Source organism: Achromobacter deleyi, assembly GCF_013116765.2.
Taxonomy (GTDB): domain Bacteria; phylum Pseudomonadota; class Gammaproteobacteria; order Burkholderiales; family Burkholderiaceae_B; genus Achromobacter; species Achromobacter deleyi_A.
In genome coordinates, this window is record NZ_CP074375.1 from 3,707,482 (window position 1) to 3,732,084 (window position 24,603).

General features: G+C 64.1%; 23 protein-coding genes. 8 read left to right on the forward strand and 15 right to left on the reverse strand.

Features of this window, described 5'->3' with window-relative positions; all coding sequences use genetic code 11:
- The first annotated feature begins 1 nt into the window (after nucleotide 1).
- Nucleotides 2–901 carry a 4-hydroxy-tetrahydrodipicolinate synthase family protein gene (locus HLG70_RS16610; protein WP_171661877.1) on the forward strand — a complete coding sequence of 300 codons (900 nt, stop codon included), beginning with the start codon at nucleotides 2–4 and terminating at the stop codon, nucleotides 899–901.
- Here the strand turns inward: HLG70_RS16610 and HLG70_RS16615 are convergent.
- From HLG70_RS16615 to icd, 3 genes are all read right to left on the reverse strand, one after another.
- Entirely contained in the window at nucleotides 879–2,420 is a 1,542-nt protein-coding gene (locus HLG70_RS16615; protein ID WP_171661876.1) for a methyl-accepting chemotaxis protein, read from the reverse strand. The genes HLG70_RS16610 and HLG70_RS16615 overlap by 23 nt on opposite strands.
- A 217-nt stretch (nucleotides 2,421–2,637) precedes the next feature.
- Nucleotides 2,638–3,897 carry an O-antigen ligase family protein gene (locus tag HLG70_RS16620; protein WP_171661875.1) on the reverse strand — a complete coding sequence of 420 codons (1,260 nt, stop codon included), beginning with the start codon at nucleotides 3,895–3,897 and terminating at the stop codon, nucleotides 2,638–2,640.
- 118 nt (nucleotides 3,898–4,015) lie between these two features.
- Complete coding sequence (gene icd / locus HLG70_RS16625; protein ID WP_006217809.1) at nucleotides 4,016–5,272, reverse strand: NADP-dependent isocitrate dehydrogenase; 1,257 nt, start codon at nucleotides 5,270–5,272, stop codon at nucleotides 4,016–4,018.
- Between the two features lie 203 nt (nucleotides 5,273–5,475).
- Here icd and HLG70_RS16630 point away from each other — a divergent pair, with 203 nt between their 5' ends.
- Entirely contained in the window at nucleotides 5,476–5,901 is a 426-nt protein-coding gene (locus HLG70_RS16630; RefSeq protein ID WP_171661874.1) for a DUF1841 family protein, read from the forward strand.
- A 60-nt stretch (nucleotides 5,902–5,961) separates the two neighbouring features.
- Here the strand turns inward: HLG70_RS16630 and HLG70_RS16635 are convergent, their stop codons facing one another.
- Together HLG70_RS16635 and HLG70_RS16640 are read right to left on the reverse strand one after the other, a co-directional pair.
- On the reverse strand, nucleotides 5,962–6,324 hold the full coding sequence (locus HLG70_RS16635; RefSeq protein ID WP_171661873.1) for a c-type cytochrome: 363 nt from the start codon (nucleotides 6,322–6,324) through the stop codon (nucleotides 5,962–5,964).
- 12 nt (nucleotides 6,325–6,336) lie between these two features.
- Nucleotides 6,337–6,690, reverse strand: a complete 354-nt coding sequence (locus HLG70_RS16640) for a c-type cytochrome (protein WP_171661872.1) — start codon at nucleotides 6,688–6,690, stop codon at nucleotides 6,337–6,339.
- 175 nt (nucleotides 6,691–6,865) lie between these two features.
- On the opposite strand from HLG70_RS16640, the gene HLG70_RS16645 reads away from it, so the two are divergent.
- A complete protein-coding gene (locus tag HLG70_RS16645; RefSeq protein ID WP_171661871.1) occupies nucleotides 6,866–7,747 on the forward strand; it encodes an AAA family ATPase in 882 nt (293 codons plus the stop codon).
- A gap of 25 nt (nucleotides 7,748–7,772) precedes the next feature.
- Complete coding sequence (locus tag HLG70_RS16650; protein WP_171661870.1) at nucleotides 7,773–8,945, forward strand: vWA domain-containing protein; 1,173 nt, start codon at nucleotides 7,773–7,775, stop codon at nucleotides 8,943–8,945.
- Between the two features lie 13 nt (nucleotides 8,946–8,958).
- On the opposite strand, the gene HLG70_RS16655 is transcribed toward HLG70_RS16650, so the two are convergent.
- From HLG70_RS16655 to HLG70_RS16665, 3 genes are all read right to left on the reverse strand, one after another.
- On the reverse strand, nucleotides 8,959–9,516 hold the full coding sequence (locus HLG70_RS16655; protein WP_171661869.1) for a GNAT family N-acetyltransferase: 558 nt from the start codon (nucleotides 9,514–9,516) through the stop codon (nucleotides 8,959–8,961).
- A 102-nt stretch (nucleotides 9,517–9,618) separates the two neighbouring features.
- On the reverse strand, nucleotides 9,619–9,999 hold the full coding sequence (locus HLG70_RS16660) for a hypothetical protein (RefSeq protein ID WP_171661868.1): 381 nt from the start codon (nucleotides 9,997–9,999) through the stop codon (nucleotides 9,619–9,621).
- A gap of 249 nt (nucleotides 10,000–10,248) precedes the next feature.
- Nucleotides 10,249–10,848: a GNAT family N-acetyltransferase gene (locus tag HLG70_RS16665; protein ID WP_171661867.1), complete on the reverse strand. Its 600-nt coding sequence runs from the start codon at nucleotides 10,846–10,848 to the stop codon at nucleotides 10,249–10,251.
- A 129-nt stretch (nucleotides 10,849–10,977) separates the two neighbouring features.
- On the opposite strand from HLG70_RS16665, the gene HLG70_RS16670 reads away from it, so the two are divergent.
- Both HLG70_RS16670 and HLG70_RS16675 read left to right on the forward strand, forming a co-directional pair.
- On the forward strand, nucleotides 10,978–13,734 hold the full coding sequence (locus HLG70_RS16670; RefSeq protein WP_171662031.1) for a M16 family metallopeptidase: 2,757 nt from the start codon (nucleotides 10,978–10,980) through the stop codon (nucleotides 13,732–13,734).
- A 286-nt stretch (nucleotides 13,735–14,020) separates the two neighbouring features.
- Nucleotides 14,021–14,410: a DUF4148 domain-containing protein gene (locus tag HLG70_RS16675; protein WP_171661866.1), complete on the forward strand. Its 390-nt coding sequence runs from the start codon at nucleotides 14,021–14,023 to the stop codon at nucleotides 14,408–14,410.
- A gap of 700 nt (nucleotides 14,411–15,110) precedes the next feature.
- On the opposite strand, the gene dnaJ is transcribed toward HLG70_RS16675, so the two are convergent.
- The 7 genes from dnaJ to hrcA form a co-directional block, all read right to left on the reverse strand.
- Nucleotides 15,111–16,241, reverse strand: coding sequence for a molecular chaperone DnaJ (gene dnaJ / locus HLG70_RS16680; protein WP_171661865.1), 1,131 nt, complete (start codon nucleotides 16,239–16,241; stop codon nucleotides 15,111–15,113).
- 109 nt (nucleotides 16,242–16,350) lie between these two features.
- Nucleotides 16,351–18,276 (reverse strand): molecular chaperone DnaK, encoded by a 1,926-nt coding sequence (gene dnaK, locus HLG70_RS16685; RefSeq protein WP_171661864.1) that lies wholly within the window; start codon nucleotides 18,274–18,276, stop codon nucleotides 16,351–16,353.
- Between the two features lie 80 nt (nucleotides 18,277–18,356).
- On the reverse strand, nucleotides 18,357–18,761 hold the full coding sequence (locus HLG70_RS16690; protein WP_171661863.1) for a thioredoxin family protein: 405 nt from the start codon (nucleotides 18,759–18,761) through the stop codon (nucleotides 18,357–18,359).
- Between the two features lie 14 nt (nucleotides 18,762–18,775).
- Complete coding sequence (grpE, locus tag HLG70_RS16695; protein WP_171661862.1) at nucleotides 18,776–19,330, reverse strand: nucleotide exchange factor GrpE; 555 nt, start codon at nucleotides 19,328–19,330, stop codon at nucleotides 18,776–18,778.
- Nucleotides 19,331–19,457: 127 nt separating this feature from the next.
- Nucleotides 19,458–19,694, reverse strand: coding sequence for a hypothetical protein (locus HLG70_RS16700; RefSeq protein ID WP_171661861.1), 237 nt, complete (start codon nucleotides 19,692–19,694; stop codon nucleotides 19,458–19,460).
- A complete protein-coding gene (hemH, locus tag HLG70_RS16705) occupies nucleotides 19,684–20,799 on the reverse strand; it encodes a ferrochelatase (RefSeq protein WP_171661860.1) in 1,116 nt (371 codons plus the stop codon). Before hemH ends, HLG70_RS16700 begins: the two co-directional genes overlap by 11 nt.
- A gap of 45 nt (nucleotides 20,800–20,844) precedes the next feature.
- Nucleotides 20,845–21,849, reverse strand: a complete 1,005-nt coding sequence (gene hrcA / locus HLG70_RS16710) for a heat-inducible transcriptional repressor HrcA (protein ID WP_171661859.1) — start codon at nucleotides 21,847–21,849, stop codon at nucleotides 20,845–20,847.
- Between the two features lie 140 nt (nucleotides 21,850–21,989).
- On the opposite strand from hrcA, the gene HLG70_RS16715 reads away from it, so the two are divergent.
- Both HLG70_RS16715 and recN read left to right on the forward strand, forming a co-directional pair.
- A complete protein-coding gene (locus HLG70_RS16715) occupies nucleotides 21,990–22,889 on the forward strand; it encodes an NAD kinase (RefSeq protein WP_171661858.1) in 900 nt (299 codons plus the stop codon).
- A 13-nt stretch (nucleotides 22,890–22,902) separates the two neighbouring features.
- Nucleotides 22,903–24,564 carry a DNA repair protein RecN gene (recN, locus tag HLG70_RS16720; protein ID WP_171661857.1) on the forward strand — a complete coding sequence of 554 codons (1,662 nt, stop codon included), beginning with the start codon at nucleotides 22,903–22,905 and terminating at the stop codon, nucleotides 24,562–24,564.
- Nucleotides 24,565–24,603 lie beyond the last annotated feature (39 nt).

Sequence of the window (24,603 nt, forward strand, 5' to 3'; positions counted from 1 at the left end):
CATGGACATGCCAGCCAAGACTGTTTTCGAGGGCCTCTGGTTGCCCATGGTCACGCCCATGCGCGGCGGATATGTGGACCTGGACGCCGCGCAGGCGCTTGCCCGCTACTACCGCAACGCCGGCATCGCAGGCCTGGTGCTGTTCGGTTCCACCGGTGAAGGCAATCTGTTGGGTATGCCCGAAAAGATCGACATGATCGAGGCCATCTCCAGCGACACGAACGCGCTGCCGCTGGTGTTCGGCGCGGGCGGCGTCGACACGCGCGGCGTGGCGACGGCGGTCCGCCGACTGGACAAGTACGCGCCCGCCGGCTATCTGGTGCCGCCGCCGTATTACCTGGGCCCGTCGCAAGCCGGCATCCTGTGGCACTACCGGCAGATCGCCTGGGCCACCGAACGCCCCATCATCCTCTACAACATCCCCAAGCGCACCGGCGTGACGATGACTGTGGAGACCATGGAAGCGCTGGCCGCGCTGCCCAACTTCAGTGCCGTGAAGGAATGCAATCCTTCGGTGCTGGCCACGCTGAATGCGCGCGGCACGCTGGACGCGCTATGCGGCGAGGACCTGGCGCTGCTGGACCACTTCCTGGCCGGCGGCCGCGGCGCCATTCCGGCCGCCGCCCACCTGTATCCGGAGCGCTATGTCGAGGTCATGCAACTGGCTCGCGATGGCCACGCCGAGGCCGCCCGTGAGATGTTCGAGCCCTTGCGCGGCCTGATCCGCCTGCTGTTCTCCGAGCCCAATCCCGCGCCGATCAAGCGCGCGCTGGCCATGCAGGGGCTCATCGCCGACGAACTGCGCATGCCCATGATGCCCGCAAGCCGGGAACTCGGATCGCGGCTGCAACGGGCCATGAGCGTGGTCCAGGGATCTTCTAGGCGGCTGCAGACAGCCTGAATACGGACACCGCGCGCGCCAGGTCATCGGCCTGCGCGTGCAGGGTCGCCGCCGAGGCGGCGAACTCTTCCACCAGCGCGGCGTTCTGCTGCGTCACGCTGTCCAGATGCGTCACCGCCTGGTTGATCTGCTCGATGCCCACGCTTTGCTCGTTGGACGCCGTGGCGATCTCGCCCATCAGCGGCGCGCTGGTGGCGGCGGATTCCAGCACACTGCTCATCGTGGCGCTGGCCTGCTCCACTCGCTGGCTGCCGCGCGCCACGGAATCGGACGAGGCCTCGATCAGCGTCTTGATCTCTTTGGCCGCGGTGGCCGAGCGCTGAGCCAGCGCGCGCACTTCGCCCGCCACCACCGCGAATCCCCGCCCCTGCTCGCCGGCGCGCGCCGCTTCCACGGCGGCATTGAGCGCCAGGATGTTGGTCTGGAACGCGATTTCATCGATCAGGCGGATGATCTCGTCGATACGTTGCGAACTGTGCGAAATCTCGCGCATGGCATCGATGGCATGCTGCGTTTCATCGCTGCCCTGCCGCGCAAGCTTGGCCGCCTCGCCCGCCAGTGCGCTGACCTCGCGCACATGGTCGGCGCTCTGCTTCGCGGTGGCGGTGATTTCCTCCACGCTCGCGGCCGTCTGCTCCAGCGCCGCAGCCTGCTTTTCGGTACGGTCGGACAAGTCCATGCTGCCCGCGGCGATCTGGCGGGACGCGGCCGCGATGGATCCGGTGGAATGCACGATGCTGCGCACCGCCACGTCCAGCCGCTCCTGCATCCGCGCCATCGCGTCGAACAGCCGGCCGATCTCGCCCCGGTGATGGCGCGAGACGATGCTGGACAGGTCGCCATTGGCCACGCGCTCGCAGACGACCACCGCCTCGTCCAGCGGGTTGATGATGTGCGTGCGGAAAAAGCGCAGCGCCGCCGCCAGCACCAGGATCAGCAGGCCCAGCGTCACGCCGCCCTGGCGCCACAAGGTGCCGCGAAATGCTGCGTCGACATCGTCCACGTACAAGCCGGTGAACATCAGCCAGCCCCATTCCGGGTCGTAGGCCGCGTAGCTGATCTTGGGCAGCGCCTCTTCGGCGCCCGGCCGGGGAAACAGGTACTGCACATAGCCGCCGCCCGCCTTGCCCTGCGCGTAGAGGTTTTCAAAGATGGGCTGTCCTTCGCTGTCCTTGATGGCGCGCACGTTCGTGCCCACCAGCCTGGCGTCGGGATGCACCAGCAAGGAATAGTCGTCGCCGAACGCACCCACATAGCCATCCGCGCCATAGCGCAGTTCCGCCAGGCGGCGCGCGACCTCGCGCTTGGCCTGCGCCAGGGGCATGCCCTCCTGCGCGCTTTTCTTGCCATTGCGCAAGATGGACTCGGCCAGGTCCAGGACATGGCGCAGCTCTGTCTTGCGTTCGGCCACCATCTCGGCGCGGCGTTGCCAGGCGTCCCAGACGCCCAGCGCCAGTACGGCCGTGGCGATGGCGAACACGAACCACAACAGTTCCCTGCGCAAGCTGGAATTACTCATAGCCTCTCTTCTGCATGCCCCTCCCCGCTTGAAACCAATAACGGCGGAATGTGACGGTTTATGTATCTCTTGCCGTCAGGATACGGACATCAAACAGTGTTTTCATCAAGGCCGCGCCGCAAGCTTGATCTAGCGCAACATCCATAAAAAAAAGACGCAAGGCGCGTTACGCCTTGCGTCTTTCAATCTTGCGCGGCCGGCCCGTGGCCCGCCCGGCCTAGCGCGCGGGCTGGCTCGTGCGCCCCGGACGCGCCGTGGTCAGCGCGATCAGCGTCACCACGATCAGCGAATACGTCGGCACGCTGCGCATGTTGCGGAACATCATCTCGGTCAGGCTGAATGCGCAATAGCCCAGGCAGAACAGCAAGCCCAACTGCGCGCCAACCCGGATGACCCGGTCGTCGCTGGCCAGGCGCCGAAAGAAAACGGCTGCCGGCAGCAGATACAGCGCCAGGATGCTCAGGAGGCCCAGCACACCATATCCGGACAAGGCCGCCAGCAGATCGTTGTGGGGTTCGCCAAAGCCGTCGACGACCTCTTGCGTCACGATGCCCTGGGTCTGCAGCTCCCGCAGTTCCTCGCGGAACTTGCTGGGACCGATACCGACGATCGGACTCTTTTCAAACATGAGGATAGACGCGTGCCACAGCTGCAGCCGGATACCGAAGGACGTGTCGCGATCGGCCGACGTCGAAAAGCCATGAAGGTCCTTCGAGATCTCCTGCATGCGGCTGCTGAACGTCCAGATGGCGGCCGCGCTGGCGACCAGCGCCACACAGACGGCCAGCGCGCAATACACCTTGTGGCGGCGCCTCCAGTTGCGCAGGCCAAGCAGGAAAACCAATCCCAGGATAGGCAACAGCATCCAGCTGCTGCGGGTCTCGGACCGCCAGGTGGCATATACCGTCAGCGCGACGGCCAGCAACTTCACCCCGGTCTCGATACGCGGCCAGCGCGTGCTGGCGCCCCACCCCAGGGACAACAGCGTCATGCCGCCGAACAGCAAGGTCATGTTCGCGAACGCCACCGCGTTATAGCGCCCGCCGACTTCGGTCATCGCCCCGCGCCCGGATGTCGTCATGGTCACGATCAGCAGCGCCGAACCGGCCAGCGCACCGGCCAGAATGGTCCATTGCACATGCTTGAGCCATTGCTGCGGGGCGCGCAGCAACACCCACAGCACGGGCAGCGCCAGCGCGAAGCGCAGCAGTTTCTCGAGTTCTGAATTGCTCCACACGCCTCGCACCGCGGACGTGAGCAGCATACAGGCCAGCGGCAACAGCAGCGCCAGCGACATGGGCCACAGGGCGCCGAATTCCATCGGCTCGTAGCGCTTTATCGCATTCATCGCCAGCGCGGTCAGCGCGATCAGGGCGCTCAGATAAAGAACGGCAGGCCCGCCCACCGGGCTGGTCAACGCCAGTGCCGGAACCAGGAGCACCAGCCAGGCGGTCAAAGAAACATACAGTCGGGGCACAACACTCAACCTGGAAAGAACAAAGCAAGCGCGAGGCGCATCATGCTGATTGGTTAGACAAAACCCGCCCGCCTTGACGGCGGGCGGGTTTTGCGGGACGTGCGGGATCAGCCGCGGCTTACATGTTTTCGATCATGACCTGGCCAAAGCCCGAGCACGACACCTGGGTCGCGCCTTCGAGCAGGCGGGCGAAGTCGTACGTGACCTTCTTGGACAGGATGGATTTTTCCATGCTGGAGATGATCAGGTCGGCGGCTTCGGTCCAGCCCATGTGGCGCAACATCATTTCAGCCGAGAGGATCTCGGAGCCGGGGTTCACGTAGTCCTTGCCGGCATACTTCGGCGCCGTGCCGTGGGTGGCCTCGAACATGGCGACGGAGTCCGACAGGTTCGCGCCCGGGGCGATGCCGATGCCGCCCACTTGCGCGGCCAATGCGTCGGAGATGTAGTCGCCGTTCAGGTTCAGGGTGGCGATCACGTCGTATTCGGCCGGACGCAGCAGGATCTGCTGCAGGAAGGCGTCGGCGATCACATCCTTCACGATGATCTCGCGGCCGGTCTTCGGGTTCTTGAACTTGCACCACGGGCCACCGTCGATCAGCTGGGCGCCGAATTCCTTTTGCAGGAGCTCGTAGCCCCAGTCACGGAAGCCGCCTTCCGTGAACTTCATGATGTTGCCCTTGTGCACCAGCGTCAGCGACGTGCGGTCGTTGTCGATGACGTACTGGGCCGCCTTGCGCACCAGGCGCTCGGTGCCTTCGCGCGATACGGGCTTGATGCCGATGGAGGAGGTATTCGGGAAACGGATCTTCTTCACGCCGAGCTTGGTCTGCAGGAACTGGATCAGTTCCTTGGCCTGCTCGCTTTCGGCCATGTACTCGATGCCCGCATAGATGTCTTCCGAGTTCTCGCGGAAGATCACCATGTTGGTCTTCTCGGGCTCGCGCACCGGGGACGGCACACCCTTGAAGTACGCCACGGGGCGCAGGCACACGTACAGGTCCAGCTGCTGGCGCAGCGCCACGTTCAGTGAACGGATGCCGCCGCCGACCGGCGTGGTCAGCGGACCCTTGATGGAAACCACGTAGTCTTTGACGACTTCCAGGGTTTCGTCGGGCAGCCACACATCCGGGCCGTAGACCTTGGTGGCCTTTTCGCCGGCGTAGACTTCCATCCAGTGGATCTTGCGCTTGCCGCCATAGGCCTTCTGCACCGCCGCGTCGACGACCTTGATCATCACGGGGGTAATGTCGGCGCCCGTGCCGTCGCCTTCGATGAAGGGAACGATGGGCTGTTCAGGCACATTCAGCGAGAAATCGGCATTGACCGTGATTTTCTGGCCGCCGGCGGGAACCTTGATATGTTGGTAGGACATGAATGCTCCATTTGCTCCGGGTGGTTTTTCTGCACGCGCCGGCATCGGAAAGCGTCCGATTCCGCGAGTAATACCGCCCCTCGCGAACCGCACACCGGATGGCGGATTGCAATCAATTCTATATCGCAAAGGGCCGGGCGGAACTGACGGTCAGCTTGGGGCGGTAAAATAATGCATCCACAGCCTGCATTCCGTCCCCGCCGATGTTCAATCCCTCACGCGACCAAGTCCGCGAATTCTTTATCGAAACCTGGCGCAAGCATCGCGCCAACGAGGTGCTGACCCCGCTGGAGGCCATCGCGCTGGACTGGATCATCGAGCATCCGGAATACCACGGCGACCTCGAAAGCCCCGATGCCATGACGGCCGAATATGCCGTGGAAAAAGGACGGACTAATCCTTTTCTGCACCTGTCCATGCACCTGGCCATCGCGGAGCAGTTGTCCATCGATCATCCGCCCGGCATCCGCCGCGCCTACCAGCAACTGACGGCGCGCTCCGACGCGCACCAGGCGGCCCATGAAATCATGGAATGCCTGGGCCAGGTCGTCTGGGAAGCGCAGCGTCTGGGCACGCCGCTGGACAGCGACACTTACATCGACCTGATTCGTCGGCGGGCCAGCCTCTGATACAACGAAAAACCCTCGAATTCGAGGGTTTTCATCAGGCGATCGGGTTTCTCGCCGCGCCTACTTGCGCACGCCCAGGTCGCTGGGCAGCGACGAGAGCCAGGCCGACACGTTGGAGATGTCCTGGTCGGACAGCTGCGTGGCGAAGGCGCCCATGATGGGATTCTTGCGGACATTGGCCGTGGCCGCGCTGCCGGAGGCGCCGCGCTTGTAGGCCTTCAAGGCATGGGCCAGGTAGTCGGCATGTTGTCCCGCCAGCGTCGGATAGGCCGGATCCACCGCCGTCTTGGCGTCGGCGCCGTGGCAGGACGCGCAATTGAACTTGTCGAAGACAGCCTTGCCGGCCGTCAGGTCCTGCGCCTGGGCGGCGGCGCCCGAGATGGCCAGGGTCGCGCCCGCAAGGGCAAGCATGGTGCGGTTCATGGTTTTGCCCTCTTATTTGAGATTCGAGTAGTACGCAGCCAGGTCGGCGATGTCCTGGTCGGACAGGCTGCCGGCAACGGCGTCCATCGTGGGATGGCTGCGCGTGCCTTTCTTGTACTCGTTGAGGGCGGTTTCGATGTACTTGGCGTTCTGGCCAGCAATCATCGGCACGTGATAAAGCTCGGGAAACGTCGCCTTGTAGCCCTCGATGCCGTGGCAACCGATGCACATGGAGACCTTGTCTCGGGCATTCTGGACATTACCGACCGGCGCTGCATCCGCAGCAACAGCCTGGCCGGCGATCGCACAGGATGCCATCGCGACCAACACGGATACCGTGCACTTCAGAGAGGTTCGCAACTTCATTGGAATGACTCTTCTTGGTATGGCTAAGGACTAGGGCCTGCTCACACGAAAAGGCCCTCGGCAAACACGTTGCGGGTGGAACCCAAAGCAAAACCGCCTGATTGTACGATAATTGCTCAGGATTAATACCTTACGATGGTATTGATTCCCATCAAACCACAGAAGCCATCAGACCATGTCCGCAGCCCAGACCGCCTCCTCCGCCAAGCCAGTCCGCTTCGATGGGACCGACAGCTACGTCGCCACCGATGACCTGAAGCTTGCCGTCAACGCCGCGCTCACCTTGCAGCGCCCGCTCCTGATCAAGGGAGAGCCCGGCACCGGCAAGACCATGCTGGCGGAAGAAGTGGCGCGCGCGCTGGGCCGGCCGCTGCTGCAATGGCACATCAAGTCCACCACCAAGGCGCATCAGGGCCTGTACGAATACGACGCGGTGTCGCGCCTGCGCGATTCGCAACTGGGCGACGAAAAGGTCCGCGACATCCGCAACTACATCTTGCAGGGCACGCTATGGCAGGCGTTCCAGGCGCAGGAACCGGTGGTGTTGCTGATCGACGAGATCGACAAGGCCGACATCGAATTTCCCAACGATCTGCTGCGCGAGCTGGACCGCATGGAATTCCATGTCTACGAGACGCGCGAGACCATCTCCGCGCGGCACCGCCCGCTGGTCATCATCACGTCCAACAACGAGAAAGACCTGCCCGACGCCTTCCTGCGCCGCTGCTTCTTCCACTACATCCGCTTCCCGGACCGCGAAACGATGCGCGACATCGTGGCGGTTCACTATCCGCACCTGAAGCAGGACGTGCTGCGCGCCGCGCTGGACACCTTCTTCTCGCTGCGCGAAGCGCCGGGCCTCAAGAAAAAACCGTCCACGTCCGAACTGCTGGATTGGCTGCGCCTGCTGCTGGCCGAAGACGCCACCGCCGCCCAGATCGACGCGCATACGGCCACGGCCGTGCCGCTGATGGCCGGCGCGCTGCTGAAGAACGAACAGGACGTGCATCTGCTTGAACGCCTGGCGGCCATGACGCGCGGCGGCCAGCGCCGCTGATCCTGCACCCACGGGCTGCCCGCAAATGCTGATCGACTTCTTCTATCACCTCAGGGCGCACAAGCTCCCTGTCTCGGTCAAGGAATACCTGACCCTGGTGGACGCCCTGCGCCAGCACCTGATGGCGCCCACGCTCGACGAGTTCTACTTCCTGGCCCGCGCCACGCTGGTCAAGGACGAATCCCTCTACGACCGCTACGACAAGGCCTTCGGCGCCTATTACAAGGGCATCGAAGCCGCCTTGCCCGCGGGCAAGGAGATCCCGCTGGACTGGCTGATCAAGCAGTTCGAAAAGAGCCTGTCTCCCGAAGACAAGGCCGCCATTGAAAAGCACGGCTGGGACAAGCTGATGGAGCTCTTCAAGGAACGATTGGAAGAGCAGAAGGAACGCCACGCGGGCGGCAGCAAGTGGATCGGCACCGGTGGCACCTCGCCCTTCGGCAATGGCGGCTACCACCCCGAAGGCATACGCGTGGGCGGCGCTTCGGCCGGCAACCGCAGCGCGGTCAAGGTCTGGGACATGCGCCAGTTCAAGGACTACGACGACCAGGTTGAACTGGGCACGCGCAATTTCAAGGTGGCGCTGCGCCGGCTGCGGCGCTTCGCGCGCCAGGGCGCGGAGATGGAACTGGACCTGGACGACACGATCGCCAGCACCGCGCGCAACGCCGGCCACCTGGACCTGCGCATGGTCCCGGAGCGTCACAACACGGTCAAGGTGCTGATGCTGCTGGACGTGGGCGGCAGCATGGACGACCACATCGGCCGGGTGGAAGAACTGTTCTCGGCGGCCCGCAGCGAATTCCGCAACCTGGAAGTCTATTACTTCCACAATTGCCCCTACGAAAGCCTGTGGCAAAGCAACCGCCGCCGCCAGAACGAGCGCTTCGACACCTGGGACGTGCTGCGCAAGTACAACCCGGACTGGCGCCTGATCATCGTCGGCGACGCCACCATGAGCCCCTACGAAATCCTGCAGCCCGGCGGCTCGGTCGAACACTACAACAAGGAACCCGGCGCCGAATGGGTACGCCGGCTGCTGGAGGCCTGGCCGAAATCCGTCTGGCTCAACCCCGAGCCCACGGCCTCTTGGCAATACCGTCAGTCCATCGCGCTGATGCGCGACATCATGCAGGACCGCATGTACCCCGTGACCGTCGCCGGCCTGGAGCAGGCCATGCGGATGCTGTCCAAGTAGGATTCAGCCCCGCTCAGCCGTCCACCGGATTTTCCGGCGTGTCCAGCGTCAGCTGGTAGAACGCCAGGTCCAGCCAGCGTCCGAACTTGAAGCCCGCCTCGCGGATCGTGCCGGCGTGCTGGAAGCCCAGCTTCTCGTGCAGGCGGATGCTGCCCTGGTTGGACGCGTCGATCCCGCCGACCAGCACGTGCACCTGCCTGGCGCGCGCGCGTCCGATCAGCTCGCGCATCAGGGCTTCGCCCAGCCCGCGACCGCGAAAGCGCGCATCCACGTACACGGAATGCTCGACCGAATACTTGTAGGCCGGCCAGGCGCGGAAGGTGCCGTAGCTGGCGAAGGCCATCAGTTCGCCGGCCTCGTTCTCCAGGCCCACCACGGGGAAGCCGCCCTGCTGCTTGGCCTGGAACCATCCCAGCATGGCTTCGCGCGGCCGCGGCTTGTAGTCGTAGAGCGCGGTGGACGTGGTGATGGCGTCGTTGAAGATGGCCAGTATCTGGTCCGCATGGCGTTCATGCGTGCAATCGACCAGCGTCGCGCCTTCCGGGGCGCGGAGTTCAGCGTGCGTATTCATATTCAAATTTTAGCCAGCCCCGCAGCTCCGCGTGTCGCTCCCAGCCAAAAAAAAACCGGCGAATCCGCCGGTTCAGTGAGGTGCTGCCGCTTCTGGCCACTCTCAGGCGGCGCGGCTCTCCACAGATCGGTGGGCGTTGTTCACCATGGCGCGCAAACCGGGGCACTGGCGCCAGGATAGTTCATCGGCATCCATGTCCAGGTCGAAAAGATCATGGGCGGCGGGCCACGGATGGCTGCGTGCCGCCGCGCCCTCCATCTCCAGCACATGGCCGGCGAATCCGCGCGGCGATCCCCCGCACTCCGCGAAATACCGTTGCGTGTTCAAGTCCACCACATACGTGGTCATGTCATGGGTCAGTATGGCCACGAATTGGCCGTCATCACTGGCATAGGCGTACTGAAACTGTCCTTTGATGCCATCGCCGCTCAAGGCGCTGCCTGTCAATTGGGACAAAGCACGCGTGACGATCTCGGTCAGCATGGGTCGTTCCTCCGAAGAATGCGCCGGCAGGATGCCGGCGGCGAAGGCGCGAACGACAAGCACCGGCACCGCGCATGCCGCGGCGTCTGGCGTTGGACGGGAAGCCGGTAGACGGCTGTCGCGCATCCCGTCGGCAACAGCTACTACGTCATCAAAAGCTTACACCCGCGAGCGGGCAGACCTCAAATCGGCCTTGTATTCCCAGGGTGCCGCACTGCAACATCGCGGATGCGCAAGGTTCTCCCGGGCTTATGCCGCCGCAAATGGCGCATTGTCGGGGTCCCTGTCACCATTTCCCTGCCCCAGCCAGCCATCGCGGCTCATCCGGTACAGCACATGCGCGCGCAGCGGGCTACCCTCCGGCACGGCCGGATGGTCAAAGAGATCAGGGTCGGCGCGCATGCCCAGCCGGTCCATCACTGCCCGCGAGCGCTGGTTGCCCGGCACCGTGAACGCGACAATCTCATCCAGCCCTATTTGTTCGAAGCCCACGCGCAAAGCCGCCTGGGCGGCCTCGCTGGCATATCCCCGCCCCCAATAAGGCTGCGCCAGGCGCCAGCCGATCTCCACGCCAGGCGCGAACGGCAAGGCGGGCGCCAGCGGCTTGATTCCCACGAAGCCGATGAAGGGAGCGACGCCAGGCGCTTCCACCGCCCAGAAGCCCCAGCCATGCTCGTCGATGCCCGCCGCCAGCCTATCGGCCAGCGCATCGCTCTCCTGGGCCGTGAGAGGCAGCAGATACTCCGTCACCTGCGGGTCGCCGTTAAGGGCCGCGAAGGGCCTGCGGTCGGCCGCAAGCCATTGCCGCAGCACCAGGCGCGGGGTTTCGACTTCCAGGGATAAAGACATTTCGGACATCCTTTGCCTTGTGGGCGGCGCCGGAGCCTGCCGCGGACACTGGCGCCCCTCGCGGGCACCTGAACCATTGCCAACGTATACACTCCAACGGATTCTGCCATGCCAAAGGAATTGTCCGCCATGCGCTTGTCCCTGTCGAAGCTGCCGCGCCCGCTGAGCGTGCTGCTGTTCTCCTCCTTCCTGGCCTTTCAGGCCGGAGCCGCCAGCCTGCCAGCCGGCGTCTCGGAGGCCGCCTCGATCGAAGGCATCACCGAATATCGCCTGGCCAATGGCCTGAGAGTGCTGCTGGTTCCGGACGAATCCAAGCCCTCCACCACGGTCAACATGACCTACCTGGTGGGCTCTCGCAACGAAAACTATGGCCAGACGGGCATGGCGCACCTGCTGGAGCACATGCTGTTCAAGGGCACGTCCACCACCCGCAACGCCATGGGCGAATTCTCGCGTCGCGGCCTGCAGGCCAACGGCTCGACCTCCAGCGACCGCACCAACTATTTCGCCAGCTTCGCGGCCAACCCCGACACGCTGAAGTGGTACCTGGGCTGGCAAGCCGATGCCATGGTGAACTCGCTGATCGCCAAGGAAGACCTGGATTCGGAAATGACCGTGGTCCGCAACGAGATGGAAAGCGGCGAAAACAGCCCTTTCCGCATCCTCATGCAGAAGATGCAATCGGCGGCGTTCCAGTGGCACAGCTACGGCAAGAACACGATTGGCGCCCGCTCCGACGTTGAAAACGTCGACATCGGCCAGCTGCGCGCGTTCTACCACGAGTACTACCAGCCCGATAATGCCGTGCTGATCGTGGCGGGCAAGTTCGATCCGCAAGCCACCCTGGCGGACATCGAGGCCACGCTGGGCAAGCTGCCCAAGCCAGACCGCAAGCTGCCGCCCGAGTACACGGTGGAGCCGGTGCAGGACGGCGAGCGCTCGGTGACGCTGCGCCGGGCCGGCGGCACGCCGCTGGTCGCGGCGATGTACCACATCCCCGCCGCCGGCAGCCCCGACTTCGTGCCGTTCGACCTGGCCACCACCATCCTGGCCGACACACCGTCGGGCCGCCTCTACCATGCGCTGGTCCCGACCAAGCTGGCTTCGGGCGTGTTCGGTTTCACCATGGAAAACCTGGACCCGGGCCTGGCGATGTTTGCCGCCCAGCTGACGCCGGGCAAGAGCCTGGACGCCGCCATGAAGGCGCTGACGGGAACGCTGGAATCGCTGGGCAAGAAGCCCTTCACCCAGCAGGAACTGGACCGCGCGCGCAGCAAGTGGCTGACCGCATGGGAGCAGACCTATAGCGATCCCGAGCAAGTCGGCGTGGCGCTGTCCGAGGCCATCGCCGCCGGTGACTGGCGCCTCTTCTTCCTGCAGCGCGACCGGGCCCGCCAGGCCTCGCTTGCCGAGGTGCAAAAGGCCGCCACCTCCTATCTGGTGCAAAGCAACCGCATCGAGGGCCGCTATATCCCGACGGAAAAACCGCTGCGCGCACCGCAGGCGCAACGCACGGACCTGACCGCGGTCTTCAAGGACTACAAGGGCGACCCGGACTTCAAGGCGGCGTCGGCGTTTGACCCCACGCCGGAGAACATCGACAAGCTCACCCTGCGCAAGAAGCTGGACCTGCCCAATGGCCCGGTGGAACTGGCGCTGCTGCCCAAGGCCACGCGCGGCAGCCGTGTGCAGGCGCAGATGCTGATCCAGTTCGGCAACGAGAAGGATCTGCTGGGCCAGCGCGTGAATTCCAGCGCCGCGGCCGACCTGCTGCTGCGCGGAACGGCCAAGCTGTCGCGCCAGGACATCCAGGACCGCCTGGACAAGCTGCAGGCCGAACTGGGCTTTAGCGGCGGTGGCGCCACGCTCAAGGTCGCCATGTCGACCAAGGGCGAGAACCTGCCTGAACTGACCGCCCTGGCGCTGGAGATCATCCGCAACGCCAGTTTCCCGAAGGAGCAGCTCGAGGAATACCAGCGTCAGCTTGAAACCTCGATCCAGAACGCCATGACCGAACCCTCGGCCCTGGCCGGACGCGCCCTGGCCCGCCAGGACAATCCGTGGCCCGCCGACGATCTGCGCTACGTGCCCACGTTCGAGGAATCGCTGGCTGGCGTGCGCGCCCTGAACCGCGAAGCCCTGGCCAAGTTCCACGCCAAGTTCTACGGCGCGGGCAATATCGAGTTTTCGGCGGTTGGCGACTTCGAGCCGGAAGCCGTGGAAAAGGCGATCAAGACGGGCCTGGCTGGCTGGAAGAAGGCGCCTGCCTACACCCGTGTCCCCAACCCGTACCGCGACATCCCCGCCAAGCAGTTCGACATCGACACGCCCGACAAGGCAAATGCCTTTTATCTGTCGCGCATGCCGCTGAAGCTGCAGGATACCGACGCGGACTACGCGGCGCTGTACCTGGGCAACTACCTCTTCGGCGCGTCGGAAACCTCGCGCCTGTGGAATCGGGTGCGCGAGACCGAGGGTCTGTCCTACAACGTGCGCAGTTCGCTGTCGGTGTCGTCGTTTGAACCCACGGGTAGCTGGAGCATGTACGCCATCTACGCGCCGCAGAACCGCGAGCGCCTGGAAAAGGCCATCAGCGAGGAACTGGCTCGTGTGCTGAAGGACGGTTTCTCGGAAAAGGAGATTTCCGAAGGCATTACCGCGTTGCTCAACTACCGCAATCTGGCTCGCGCGCAGGACGACGTTCTGGCCAGCACGTGGCTGGATTACCTGCAGCGCGGCCGAACGTTCGCGTGGTCGGCCGAGATGGACAAGAAGATCGCCGCGCTGACGCCGGAAGCGGTCAACGCCGCGCTGCGCAAGTATCTGCGTCCGGACGGCTTCAGCACGGCGGTGGCAGGCGATTTCAAGAAGAAAGCCACGCCCTGATCGGTTTTTCCATCAGACAAACCCCTGCTTCGGCAGGGGTTTTTTTTGCATAAAGCGGAGTTTCGCGTGGAGCTATTTCTCCATGAATGGCTATAACCTTGCCACTAACGGGGAGAATTTCTCCAAACACAACGATTACTCGGTTATTTGGAAAGATGTTTTCAGGGAATACGGGTTTATCCCAGGTGGGATAGCGAGCACAATTCAGTCATCGGGAACAAACAACGAACCACGACGGAGGGCCGCCGGATTCGGTCCCCACTTAAGACGAATTGGAGGTCTGACCATGAAAACCCTAACCACCACCCTGCTTCTATCCCTGGCTCTGGTCGGCGTTGGCGCACAAGCCGCCGGCGTTGAACAAGCCAAGAGCAGCGCGCAGGTCGCGACCGAGCTGCAACAAGCCAAGGCCAGCGGCCAATACACGTTCGGCGAGCTGGACTATCCGCCCGCCCTGCCCCAGACGACCAGCCTGAGCTCGCAGGAAGTGCAAGCCCAGCTGCAACAGGCCAAGATCAGCGGCCAATACACGTTTGGTGAACTGGAATACCCGCCCGTCGCGGCGGCTCCGGCCGGCGCCAAGACGCGCGCCGAAGTCCAGGCGGAACTGGCGCAAGCCAAGGCCAGCGGCCAATACACGTTCGGCGAGCTCGAATACCCGCCGATCACCCGGTGAGCTGCTTGCTGTAGCCCGGCCGGCCTTGGGTGGCATCATGGCCCGAGGCCGGTAGTTTCCGGCGACAGCGGCGGTTGCTGTAGCAGTTGAAGTTGAAGTCGAAGTCGAAGTTGAAGTCGAAGTTGAAGTTGAAGTCGAAGTTGAAGTTGAAGTCGAAGTTGAAGTCGAAGTAGATGTAGATGTAGATGTAGATGTAGATGTAGATGTTGCAGTAGCAGTAGCAGTAGCAGTGAACCGCGGCGAAAGCCGCGGTTTTTTTATGGGTGGTGGTTTCTGTGGGGGGGTGGTTCTTGAGCCGCCTGGCGCGGCGGCGGCCCAGGCGCGCGGGTCAACGATTGCGGTCCGGAGCCTTCGCTCCGGACTACCCCTTCGTCATCTTCGTTGTCGCCTCCGGCGACTGCCTTCAGATTCCCTCGGGCTTATCGACTCCCCGCGCGCCTGGGCCGCCGCCGCGCCAGGCTCGCGCTTTCGTTAAACCGACGGGGTCTGGGGAGGGCGGTGTGCTTGGCATTCTTGGCGGCGACGGGGTGAGGGAGGAGGATTTTGCGGGGCCCGCCCAACGGCGGCCGCGCGGGCGGCCTTGTTGGGCTTACGCGGTGGTTTGCGTTGTGGCGGGGACGCTTCGCGCTGTTGCTGCGGAGGGGGGGCAAAAAAAAGCCGCGACTTTCGTCGCGGCTTTTGCGTTTTGCGTTCAGGCGATTCAGCTGAAGAATTCCTTGACGCGATCGGTCCAGGACTTGCTTTGCGGCGAGTGGCGGTCGCCCCCGTCGTTCAGCGAGGCCTCGAACTGGCGCAGGATGTTCTTCTGGTCTTCGCTCAGGCGCACCGGCGTTTCCACCACGACGTGGCAGTACAGGTCGCCCGGATAGCTGCCGCGTACACCGCGAATACCCTTGCCGCGCAGGCGGAAGGTCTTGCCGGACTGAGTGCCTTCCGGGATCGAGATCTCGGCCTTGCCGCCCAGTGTCGGCACCTGGAGTTCGCCGCCCAATGCCGCCGTGGTGAACGGGATGGTCAGTTCGCAGTGCAGATCGTCGCTGTCGCGCTGGAAGATCTTGTGCTGCTTGATGTGGATTTCCACATACAGGTCGCCCGGAGGACCGCCGTTGATGCCCGGTTCGCCATTGCCGCTGGAGCGGATGCGCATACCGTCGTCGATGCCGGCCGGGATCTTGACCTGCAGGGTCTTGTTGCGGCGGATGCGGCCGACGCCGTCGCAGGACGGACACGGGTCGGTGATTTCCTTGCCGTTGCCGTGGCAGGTGGGGCAGGTTTGCTGGACGCTGAAGAAGCCTTGCTGCATGCGCACGGCGCCCGAGCCGCCGCAGGTGCGGCAGGTTTTGGGCGAGGTGCCCGCCTTGGCGCCGGAGCCGTGGCAGGTGTCGCAGTTTTCCCAGCTGGGAACGCGGATTTCGGTGTCGAAGCCGGCAGCGGCCTGTTCCAGCGAGATTTCCAGCGCGTACTTCAGGTCGGCGCCGCGATATACCTGCGGACCGCCCCCGCGACGGCCACCGCCGGCGCCGCCGAAGATTTCGCCAAAGATGTCGCCGAATGCGTCGGCGAAGCCGCCGCCCATGCCCGCGCCGCCCATGCCGGCGGAGTTGGGGTCCACGCCTGCGTGGCCATAGCGGTCATACGCGGCGCGCTTCTGTTCATCACCCAGGACCTCGTAGGCTTCCTTGGCTTCCTTGAACTTCTCTTCGGCTTCTTTGCTGTCCGGATTCCGGTCCGGATGGTACTTCATGGCCAGCTTTCGATAGGCCTTCTTGAGTTCGTCGTCCGCGGCGTTCTTCGCTACGCCCAGGACTTCGTAATAGTCGCGTTTTGCCATGATCCGTGGGCTCAAAAACGAGCCTTCTTTTCAGTGCTACAGAATGAGTCCGCCCGGTAGGCGGATTTCTCCGGCTACCGGGCGGCAGAGGCAGGTCAGAGCCCGGCCATTATTGGTCGCGCTTGACTTCCTTGAAGTCGGCGTCGACGACGTTGTCGTCCACCGGCTTCGCGTTGTCGGCCGCCTGCTGCTGGCCGGCGGCTTGCTGCGCCTGCATGTCGGCGTACATCTTCTCGCCGAGCTTCTGCGATGCCGTCGACAAGGCTTCCACCTTGGCGTCGATCGCGGCCTTGTCGCCTTCCTTCAGCGTGTCTTCCAGGGCCTTGATGGCGGCTTCGATGCTTTCCTTTTCGGAAGCTTCGAGCTTGTCACCATACTCGGTCAGCGACTTGCGGGTGGCATGCACCAGCGCGTCGGCCTGGTTGCGCGACTGGGCCAGTTCGGCAACGCGGTGATCTTCCTCGGCGTTGGCCTCGGCATCCTTGACCATGCGTTGGATCTCGTCTTCCGACAGACCCGAGTTGGCCTTGATGGTGATCTTGTTTTCCTTGCCGGTGCCCTTGTCCTTGGCGGACACGTGCAGGATGCCGTTGGCGTCGATGTCGAACGTGACTTCGATCTGCGGCATGCCGCGAGGCGACGGCGGGATCCCTTCAAGGTTGAACTCGCCCAGGGCCTTGTTGCCCGCGGCGATTTCGCGCTCGCCCTGGAACACCTTGATGGTCACGGCCGGCTGGTTGTCGTCGGCGGTGGAGAAGGTCTGCGAGAACCGGGTCGGGATCGTCGTGTTCTTCTGGATCATCTTCGTCATCACGCCGCCCAGGGTTTCGATCCCCAGCGACAGAGGCGTCACGTCCAGCAGCAGCACGTCCTTGCGGTCGCCCGACAGCACGGAGCCCTGGATGGCGGCGCCAGCGGCGACGGCTTCATCGGGGTTCACGTCCTTGCGCGGCTCCTTGCCGAAGAATTCCTTCACCTTTTCCTGGACCTTGGGCATGCGGGTCATGCCGCCGACCAGGATCACGTCGTCGATGTCGGAAACTTTCACGCCGGCATCCTTGATGGCGACGCGGCAGGGTTCGATCGTGCGTTCGATCAGTTCTTCAACCAGCGCTTCCAGCTTGGCGCGCGTGATCTTCAGGTTCAAGTGCTTCGGACCCGAGGCGTCCGCCGTGATGTACGGCAGGTTGATTTCGGTCTGCTGAGTCGACGACAGTTCGATCTTGGCCTTTTCAGCCGCTTCCTTCAGGCGTTGCAGCGCCAGCACGTCCTTGGACAGATCAACGCCTTGTTCCTTCTTGAACTCGGAGATGATGTAGTCGATGATGCGCTGGTCGAAGTCTTCGCCGCCCAGGAAGGTGTCGCCGTTGGTCGACAGCACTTCGAACTGCTTCTCGCCGTCAACGTCGGCGATTTCGATGATGGACACGTCGAACGTACCGCCGCCCAAGTCATAGACGGCGATCTTGCGGTCGCCCTTCTCGGTCTTGTCCAGGCCGAACGCCAGCGCCGCGGCGGTGGGTTCGTTGATGATGCGCTTGACTTCCAGACCGGCGATGCGGCCGGCGTCCTTGGTGGCCTGGCGCTGGCTGTCGTTGAAGTAGGCGGGCACGGTGATGACGGCCTCGGTCACTTCTTCGCCCAGGTAGTCCTCGGCGGTCTTCTTCATCTTGCGCAGCACGTCGGCCGACACTTGGGGAGGCGCCATCTTCTTGCCGCGCACTTCCACCCAGGCGTCGCCGTTGTCGGCGCGGGAGATGGTGTAGGGCATCAGGTTGATGTCCTTCTGCACCGCCTTTTCTTCGAACTTGCGGCCGATCAGGCGCTTCACCGCGTACAGGGTATTGCGCGGGTTGGTCACAGCCTGGCGCTTGGCCGGCGCGCCGACCAGGGTCTCGCCATCGTCCATGTAGGCAACGATGGAGGGGGTGGTGCGAGCGCCTTCAGCGTTTTCAATGATTTTGACCTGCCCGCCGTCCATGACAGCTACGCAGCTGTTGGTCGTGCCCAGGTCAATGCCAATAATCTTGCTCATGGTGGGTTACCTTGATTAAATCTATGGAAATAGAGAAAAACTTCTTGTCCCCACATAACTGGGGCTACCCGCAGGGTTTTTCAAGACGCCTGGCCGGAATTTTCCAAGGCCGGATCCTGCAAACGCCGGATTGCCGCCGTGAATTGGGGCAAGCCGGGCCAACCGGTGATGCGCCCCAGCCGCTTTCCGGAGCGGTACAGCACAAAAGTGGGGACACCATGCAGCGAAAAGCGTCGGCCCAGGGGTTCGTCGGCATAGACATCGGCCTCGAACCACGTCAGGCCCAGTTCCAGCAGCGTTTCCTGGTGCAGTAGCGCCGCCTGCTTGAACAGGTTGCAGTTATAGCAATCCTGGCCCCACAGAAATACGCAGCGCAGGTCCGATCCCGGCGCCTGGACCACGGCTGCATCGAATCCCGCGGTGTCGACATGACGCATGCCGAACACCTGGAATACCTGAGCCGGATCGAAACGGGGATCGGTCATGGCGCGAAGGGCCTTCAGCCCTGGCCGGCCGACACCACCACCAGCGCCGGGCGCAGGGTCCGGTCGGCGATGGCGTAGCCCTTTTGCAGCAGCTGCACCACGGTGTTGGCAGGCTGCTCGTGGGGAATGGACGAAATGGCCTGGTGCTGGTGCGGATCGAACTTGTCGCCCTGCGCCGGCGCGATTTCCTTGAGCAGATTGCGCTCGAAGGCCGCGGTCAGCTGCTTGAGAGTCACTTCGACGCCTTCGCGCAGCGTTTCAACGGTCTGGTCGGGCTGGGCCAGCGCGGCTTCCAGGCTGTCCTTGACCGGAACCAGGCTTTCGGCGAACGACTCGATACCGAACTTGCGCGCCTTGGACACTTCTTCCTGAGCGCGGCGGCGCACGTTCTCGGCTTCGGCGTGGACACGCAGGAGCTGGTCGTGCTGCTCGTTGACGGTAGCCTGGGCGGCGTCCAGCTGGGCGCGCAACTCGTTCAGCTCGGCCTGCGCGTCCTGGGCGGCGGGGGCCGCGTCGGCGTTCTGGCCGACTTCGGGCGCCTGATCTGCAGGCTCGTGGGGTGCCGTCATGGGGAATCCTCCAAAAAGAATGGCTTTCGCAGACATGAATGGGGGCCAATACCCCTATTTCAAGCCCGGGTAAGCGAAAAATTCCCTGACGAATACCGGCAGGCGGCCGCCTGCCGGACAAAATCACCTATTTCTTATGCGGCTGCGCCGGCGCGACGGGATCGCTGGCCGGGAAACTTTCCTTCAGCGCGCGGTCCACGCGCTTGTCGTCCGCGTCCGGATCCGATTGGATTGCGACCGGGTCGCTGGCGGGAAAGGTGTCGGCCAGGGCCTCGTCCAGCTCGTGCTCGACATGGTCCTCGTCGACCGGGGTGCTGACTTTCCCCTTTTGAACCGTCTTTCCAGTCTTGGGATCATGGTGCATGCGCCTTCTCCTTCAAGTCCGTGATGGGCTGAGACCATCCCTGCAAGTGCCGTTCCACCAGGCTGGCCAGCCCCGAGATCCAGGCCGGATCGTCATTGATGGCCGGAATGTAACGGAACTGCTTGCCGCCCGCCCCGATGAAGGCGTCGCGGCACTCCAGGCTGATCTCTTCCAGGGTTTCCAGACAGTCTGCCACAAATCCCGGGCAGACCACATCGACCTCGGTGATCCCGGAGGCGGCAAGCGCCTTGAGCGTCGGCTCGGTATAGGGCTCCAGCCAGCGGGCGGTGCCGAACCGGCTCTGGAAAGTCACCTCGACATGCTCGCGCGGCAGCGACAGGCGCTGGCACAAGAGCCGCGCGGTCTCCATGCAATCACGGTAATACGGGTCGCCCAGTTCGATCGAATAGCGCGGCAGGCCGTGAAAGCTCATGACCAGCTTCTGGGGCTTGCCGTGTTCCTGCCAATAACGCTCGATACGGCCGGCCAGCGCGTCCAGGTAGGCGGGCTCTTCGTGAAAGCGCTTGATGAAGCGCATTTCGGGCTGGTCGCGCAGCCGTCCCACATGGCGGGTTACCGCGTCCACCACCGTGGCCGTGGTGCTGGCGGCGTACTGGGGATAGAGCGGCACGGTCAGGATGCGTTCGCAGCCCTGCGCGCGCAGCCGGGTGATGGCGCCCGGAATGGATGGATTGCCATAGCGCATCCCCAGCTCGACCACGGCATCCACGCCCGCGGCCTGCAGGGCGGCGCGCACGCCATCGGCCTGGCGCTGGCTATAGACCATCAGCGGGGAGCCTTCCTTCATCCAGACGCCGGCGTAGCGCGGCTCGAGTTTTTTGGGCCGCATGTTCAGCACCAGCCCGTGCAGGATGGGCTTCCACAGATAGCGCGGGATCTCGATGACACGCGGGTCGGACAGGAACTCGCCCAGGTATTTGCGGATGTCCTTCTTGCCCGGCGTATCCGGCGTGCCCAGGTTCACCAGCAGCACGCCGATCTTGCCTGGCACGCGCGGAGGGGGATCTTCGTTGAAGGGGTCGTCTTGCTCGGTTTCAGGCAGGTAGCGTTCAGGCCAGAGATACTTGAACAGGCGAAGAAACACAAAAACTCCCCTTCCTCCGCAAGGAGGATGTAGCTTTGAATGGAACTACTGGTTGTGGCTGAGGGCGTTGGACAACAGGCGCGCCGTGATGTCCACGATGGGAATGACGCGCTCGTAGGCCATCCGGGTAGGACCGATCACGCCCAGGGTGCCCACCACCTTGCCATCCACGCCATAAGGCGCCGTGATGACAGAGACCTCTTCCATCGGCACCAGCTGCGAATCCCCGCCGATGTAGATCTGCACGCCCTGCGCGCGGCTGGACACGTCCAGCAATTGCAGCAGGTCGGTTTTTTTCTCGAACAGCGAGAACATCTTGCGCAGCCGGTCCATGTCGGACGCGATGTCCGTCACGTCCAGCAGCTTGCGTTCGCCGGAAATGACCACGGCGTCCCCGTCTTCGGCGGCTTCGGCGCTGGCTTCGACCGCAGCCTGCATCAGGCGCGAGATATCTTCGCGCAGCTGGGCCAGTTCGGTGGACAGCGTCTGCCGGACCGCATTGAAGGATTTGCCCGCGAAATGCATGTTGAAGAAGTTGCCGGCTTCCAGCAGTTCGGCTTCGGCGTAATCGCGCTGGACGAAAAGAATGCGGTTCTGGACGTCGCCGTCGGGCGTGACGATGATCAGCAGAACCCGCTTGTCGGACAGGCGGATGAATTCAATCTGGCGAAACACCTGGGCGCGCTTGGGCGTCAGCACCACGCCCGCGAACTGCGTCAGGTTGGACAGCAGCGCGGCGGCCGCATTGACCGCGCGGGTGGGTTCGGCCGCCGAGAGCATTTCGCCCATGTTGTGCGGCTGCAGCTGATACGACTGCACCGCCAGCAGGGAATCGACGAACATGCGGTATCCCCGCGGCGTGGGAACGCGGCCGGCGGAGGTATGCGGGCTATGGATCAGTCCGAGCTCTTCCAGATCCGCCATGACATTGCGGATGGTGGCCGGAGACAAGTCGAAGACTTTCGATAGCGTCCGCGAGCCGACTGGCTGCCCATCGGCGATGTAGCGTTCTATCAACGCTTTCAGTAATGCGCGTGCGCGGTCATCCATAACGGGTATTTTAGGGAATCTTTTCCAATTAAGGCGATTTTTGTCCCGCAAGCAGATATACGGCCCCATATAATCGGCTAACCAGCCCATTCCGGGCGGGTTTCGGCGTTCTGGTCTCGCCTTTTCATTCGCACGCAGCCATGCATTTTCCTACAGTCGCCCTGATCGGCAGATACCAGGACACCGGCCTGGACACACCGCTGAGAGCACTTGCGCACGCGCTGACGCAGGCGGGCCGGCACGTGCTCATCGATGCGGATACGGCGCGCAATACCGGATTGACCGAATACCCCGTGGCCACGCTCGAAGAAATCGGCAAGACCGCGTCGCTCGCCGTCGTGATGGGCGGCGACGGCACGGTGCTCGGCGCGGCCCGCCACCTGGCGCCTTATGGCGTGCCGCTCGTGGGCATCAACCACGGACGCCTAGGTTTCATTACCGACATTGCCCTGCAGGACGCGCATGGCGCACTGGCCCGCGTGCTTGAAGGCAGCTTCCAGATCGAGGAACGCATGCTGCTGGAAGGCAGCGTGTGGCGCGGCGACCAGAAGATGTATTCCGCGTCGGCCCTGAACGACGTGGTCCTGAACCGCGCCGGGCGCGGCGGCATGATCGAAGTCCGGGTCGAACTGGACGGCGCCTTCATGTACACCCAGCGCGCCGACGGCCTGATCATCGCCACGCCGACCGGCTCCACGGCCTACGCCCTGTCGGCCAACGGCCCCATCCTGCACCCGGGCCTGAACGCCATGGTGCTGGTTCCCGTTGCGCCGCAAACGCTGTCGAACCGCCCCATCGTCATTCCCGACACGGGCGTGCTGAACATGACGCTTACGGCCATGGGCCGCGTCGAGGTCGGCGCCAGCGTGCATTTCGACATGCAGACCTGGTCGGACCTGCAACCCGGCGACCGCATCGTCGTGCAGCGCGCACCCCATACCATCCGCTTCGTGCATCCCGAAGGCTACAGCTTCTTCTCCACCCTGCGCCGCAAGCTGCATTGGAACCTGATGCCTCAAGCCACCGACAACGTAGAGTAGTTAGCGCCCCGATATGCTGCGCACCCTGCACATCCGCGACTTCGTCATCGTCGAACAGACCGAGATCCACTTCGGCTCTGGCTTTACCGTTTTCTCCGGCGAGACCGGCGCAGGCAAATCCATTCTGGTGGATGCGCTGGCGCTGGCGCTGGGCGAACGGGGCGACGCCAGCATGCTGCGCGAAGGCGCGCCCCGCGCCGACATCACCGCTGTCTTCGACACGCCCAAGACGCTGCGCGCCTGGCTGGCCGAACGCGAGATCGATGCCGACGATGAGCTGTCGTTGCGCCGCGTCATCGACGCGCAGGGACGCAGCCGCGCCTACATCAACGGCACGCCCGCCACGGTGGCCCAATTGCGAGAACTGGGCGACAGCCTGGTCGACATCCACGGCCAGCATGCGCATCAGAGTCTGATGCGCCCCGACGCCCAGCGCGACCTGCTGGATGCCCATGGCGGCCACGGCGACCTCCGCCAGGCCGTCAGCCAGGCGTGGAAACAATGGCGCGCGCTGGCGCGGCAGCTGGAAGCCGCGGAAAAAGACGCTGCAAGCCTCGCCACGGAGCGCGAACGCCTGCAATGGCAGGCCGAAGAGCTGGATCACCTGGGACTGGGTCCGGACGAATGGGAGTCGCTGCAATCCGAACACACCCGCCTGTCGCATTCGCAGTCGCTGCTGGATGGCGCCTCCCAGATCATGGAAGCGCTGGATGGCGAAGGCGATTCCGCGCATCACCGGATCACGTCGGCCAACCACCGCATCCAGCAGATGCTGCGCCATGACCCCGGCCTGCAGGGCGTCTACGATGAGCTGGAATCCGCCCGCATCGCCATCAGCGAAGCCGTGTCGGACCTGAACAATTACGTCAGCCGCGTCGACCTGGACCCGAAGCGACTCGCCGACGTGGAAGCGCGGCTAGGGCTGGTGTTCGAGACAGCCCGCAAATTCCGCACCGAACCCAACGCGCTGTGCGAACTGCGCGACTCCCTGCATGCCGAGCTGGCCGCCCTGGAAGCCGCCGGCGACGTCGACGCGTTGCGCGCCCAGGCCGGCGCCGCGCAAACCCAATACGACGCGGCAGCCGCCAAACTGACGACCGCCCGCCGCAAGATCGCGAAGGACCTGGGCAAACAGGTCACGCTGGCCATGCAGACGCTGGCCATGCAGGGCGGCAGGTTCGAACCCACGCTGGCCGCATCCGCGCCGTCCGCGCACGGCAACGAGCAAGTTGAATTCCTGGTGGCCGGCCACGCCGGCACCACGCCGCGCCCCCTGGCCAAGGTGGCCTCGGGCGGGGAACTGTCGCGCATCTCGCTGGCGCTGTCCGTCATCGCCAGCCGCGCGGCGCGCGTACCCGCGCTGATCTTCGACGAAGTCGACAGCGGCGTGGGCGGCGCGGTCGCCGAGGCGGTCGGCAAGCTGCTGCGCGAGCTGGGGGAACGCCACCAGGTGCTGTGCGTCACCCACCTGCCCCAGGTCGCCGCGTGCGCCAACAACCAATTCCTGGTCAGCAAGACGGAGTCGCGCGGCACGACGCGCTCGAGCATCGAGGAACTAGATGCGCCCGCCCGCGTCGAGGAGATTGCCCGGATGCTGGGCGGCATCAAGCTCACCGCCACCACGCGCGAACATGCGCGCGAGATGCTGGAAGGCTTCGGCCAGACGACCACGTAAACCGCCCGGCGTCTGCGTCGCCGCGGCGCCCGCGGCCAA

What these genes read in the sequence shown, in the direction of transcription:
- HLG70_RS16610 (WP_171661877.1), top strand. Translation starts at nt 2, where the DNA reads ATGGACATGCCAGCCAAGACTGTTTTCGAGGGCCTCTGGTTGCCCATG.
- HLG70_RS16615 (WP_171661876.1), bottom strand. Translation starts at nt 2,420, where the DNA reads ATGAGTAATTCCAGCTTGCGCAGGGAACTGTTGTGGTTCGTGTTCGCC.
- icd (WP_006217809.1), bottom strand. Translation starts at nt 5,272, where the DNA reads ATGTCCTACCAACATATCAAGGTTCCCGCCGGCGGCCAGAAAATCACG.
- HLG70_RS16630 (WP_171661874.1), top strand. Translation starts at nt 5,476, where the DNA reads ATGTTCAATCCCTCACGCGACCAAGTCCGCGAATTCTTTATCGAAACC.
- HLG70_RS16635 (WP_171661873.1), bottom strand. Translation starts at nt 6,324, where the DNA reads ATGAACCGCACCATGCTTGCCCTTGCGGGCGCGACCCTGGCCATCTCG.
- HLG70_RS16640 (WP_171661872.1), bottom strand. Translation starts at nt 6,690, where the DNA reads ATGAAGTTGCGAACCTCTCTGAAGTGCACGGTATCCGTGTTGGTCGCG.
- HLG70_RS16645 (WP_171661871.1), top strand. Translation starts at nt 6,866, where the DNA reads ATGTCCGCAGCCCAGACCGCCTCCTCCGCCAAGCCAGTCCGCTTCGAT.
- HLG70_RS16650 (WP_171661870.1), top strand. Translation starts at nt 7,773, where the DNA reads ATGCTGATCGACTTCTTCTATCACCTCAGGGCGCACAAGCTCCCTGTC.
- HLG70_RS16655 (WP_171661869.1), bottom strand. Translation starts at nt 9,516, where the DNA reads ATGAATACGCACGCTGAACTCCGCGCCCCGGAAGGCGCGACGCTGGTC.
- HLG70_RS16660 (WP_171661868.1), bottom strand. Translation starts at nt 9,999, where the DNA reads ATGCTGACCGAGATCGTCACGCGTGCTTTGTCCCAATTGACAGGCAGC.
- HLG70_RS16665 (WP_171661867.1), bottom strand. Translation starts at nt 10,848, where the DNA reads ATGTCTTTATCCCTGGAAGTCGAAACCCCGCGCCTGGTGCTGCGGCAA.
- HLG70_RS16670 (WP_171662031.1), top strand. Translation starts at nt 10,978, where the DNA reads ATGCGCTTGTCCCTGTCGAAGCTGCCGCGCCCGCTGAGCGTGCTGCTG.
- HLG70_RS16675 (WP_171661866.1), top strand. Translation starts at nt 14,021, where the DNA reads ATGAAAACCCTAACCACCACCCTGCTTCTATCCCTGGCTCTGGTCGGC.
- dnaJ (WP_171661865.1), bottom strand. Translation starts at nt 16,241, where the DNA reads ATGGCAAAACGCGACTATTACGAAGTCCTGGGCGTAGCGAAGAACGCC.
- dnaK (WP_171661864.1), bottom strand. Translation starts at nt 18,276, where the DNA reads ATGAGCAAGATTATTGGCATTGACCTGGGCACGACCAACAGCTGCGTA.
- HLG70_RS16690 (WP_171661863.1), bottom strand. Translation starts at nt 18,761, where the DNA reads ATGACCGATCCCCGTTTCGATCCGGCTCAGGTATTCCAGGTGTTCGGC.
- grpE (WP_171661862.1), bottom strand. Translation starts at nt 19,330, where the DNA reads ATGACGGCACCCCACGAGCCTGCAGATCAGGCGCCCGAAGTCGGCCAG.
- HLG70_RS16700 (WP_171661861.1), bottom strand. Translation starts at nt 19,694, where the DNA reads ATGCACCATGATCCCAAGACTGGAAAGACGGTTCAAAAGGGGAAAGTC.
- hrcA (WP_171661859.1), bottom strand. Translation starts at nt 21,849, where the DNA reads ATGGATGACCGCGCACGCGCATTACTGAAAGCGTTGATAGAACGCTAC.
- HLG70_RS16715 (WP_171661858.1), top strand. Translation starts at nt 21,990, where the DNA reads ATGCATTTTCCTACAGTCGCCCTGATCGGCAGATACCAGGACACCGGC.
- recN (WP_171661857.1), top strand. Translation starts at nt 22,903, where the DNA reads ATGCTGCGCACCCTGCACATCCGCGACTTCGTCATCGTCGAACAGACC.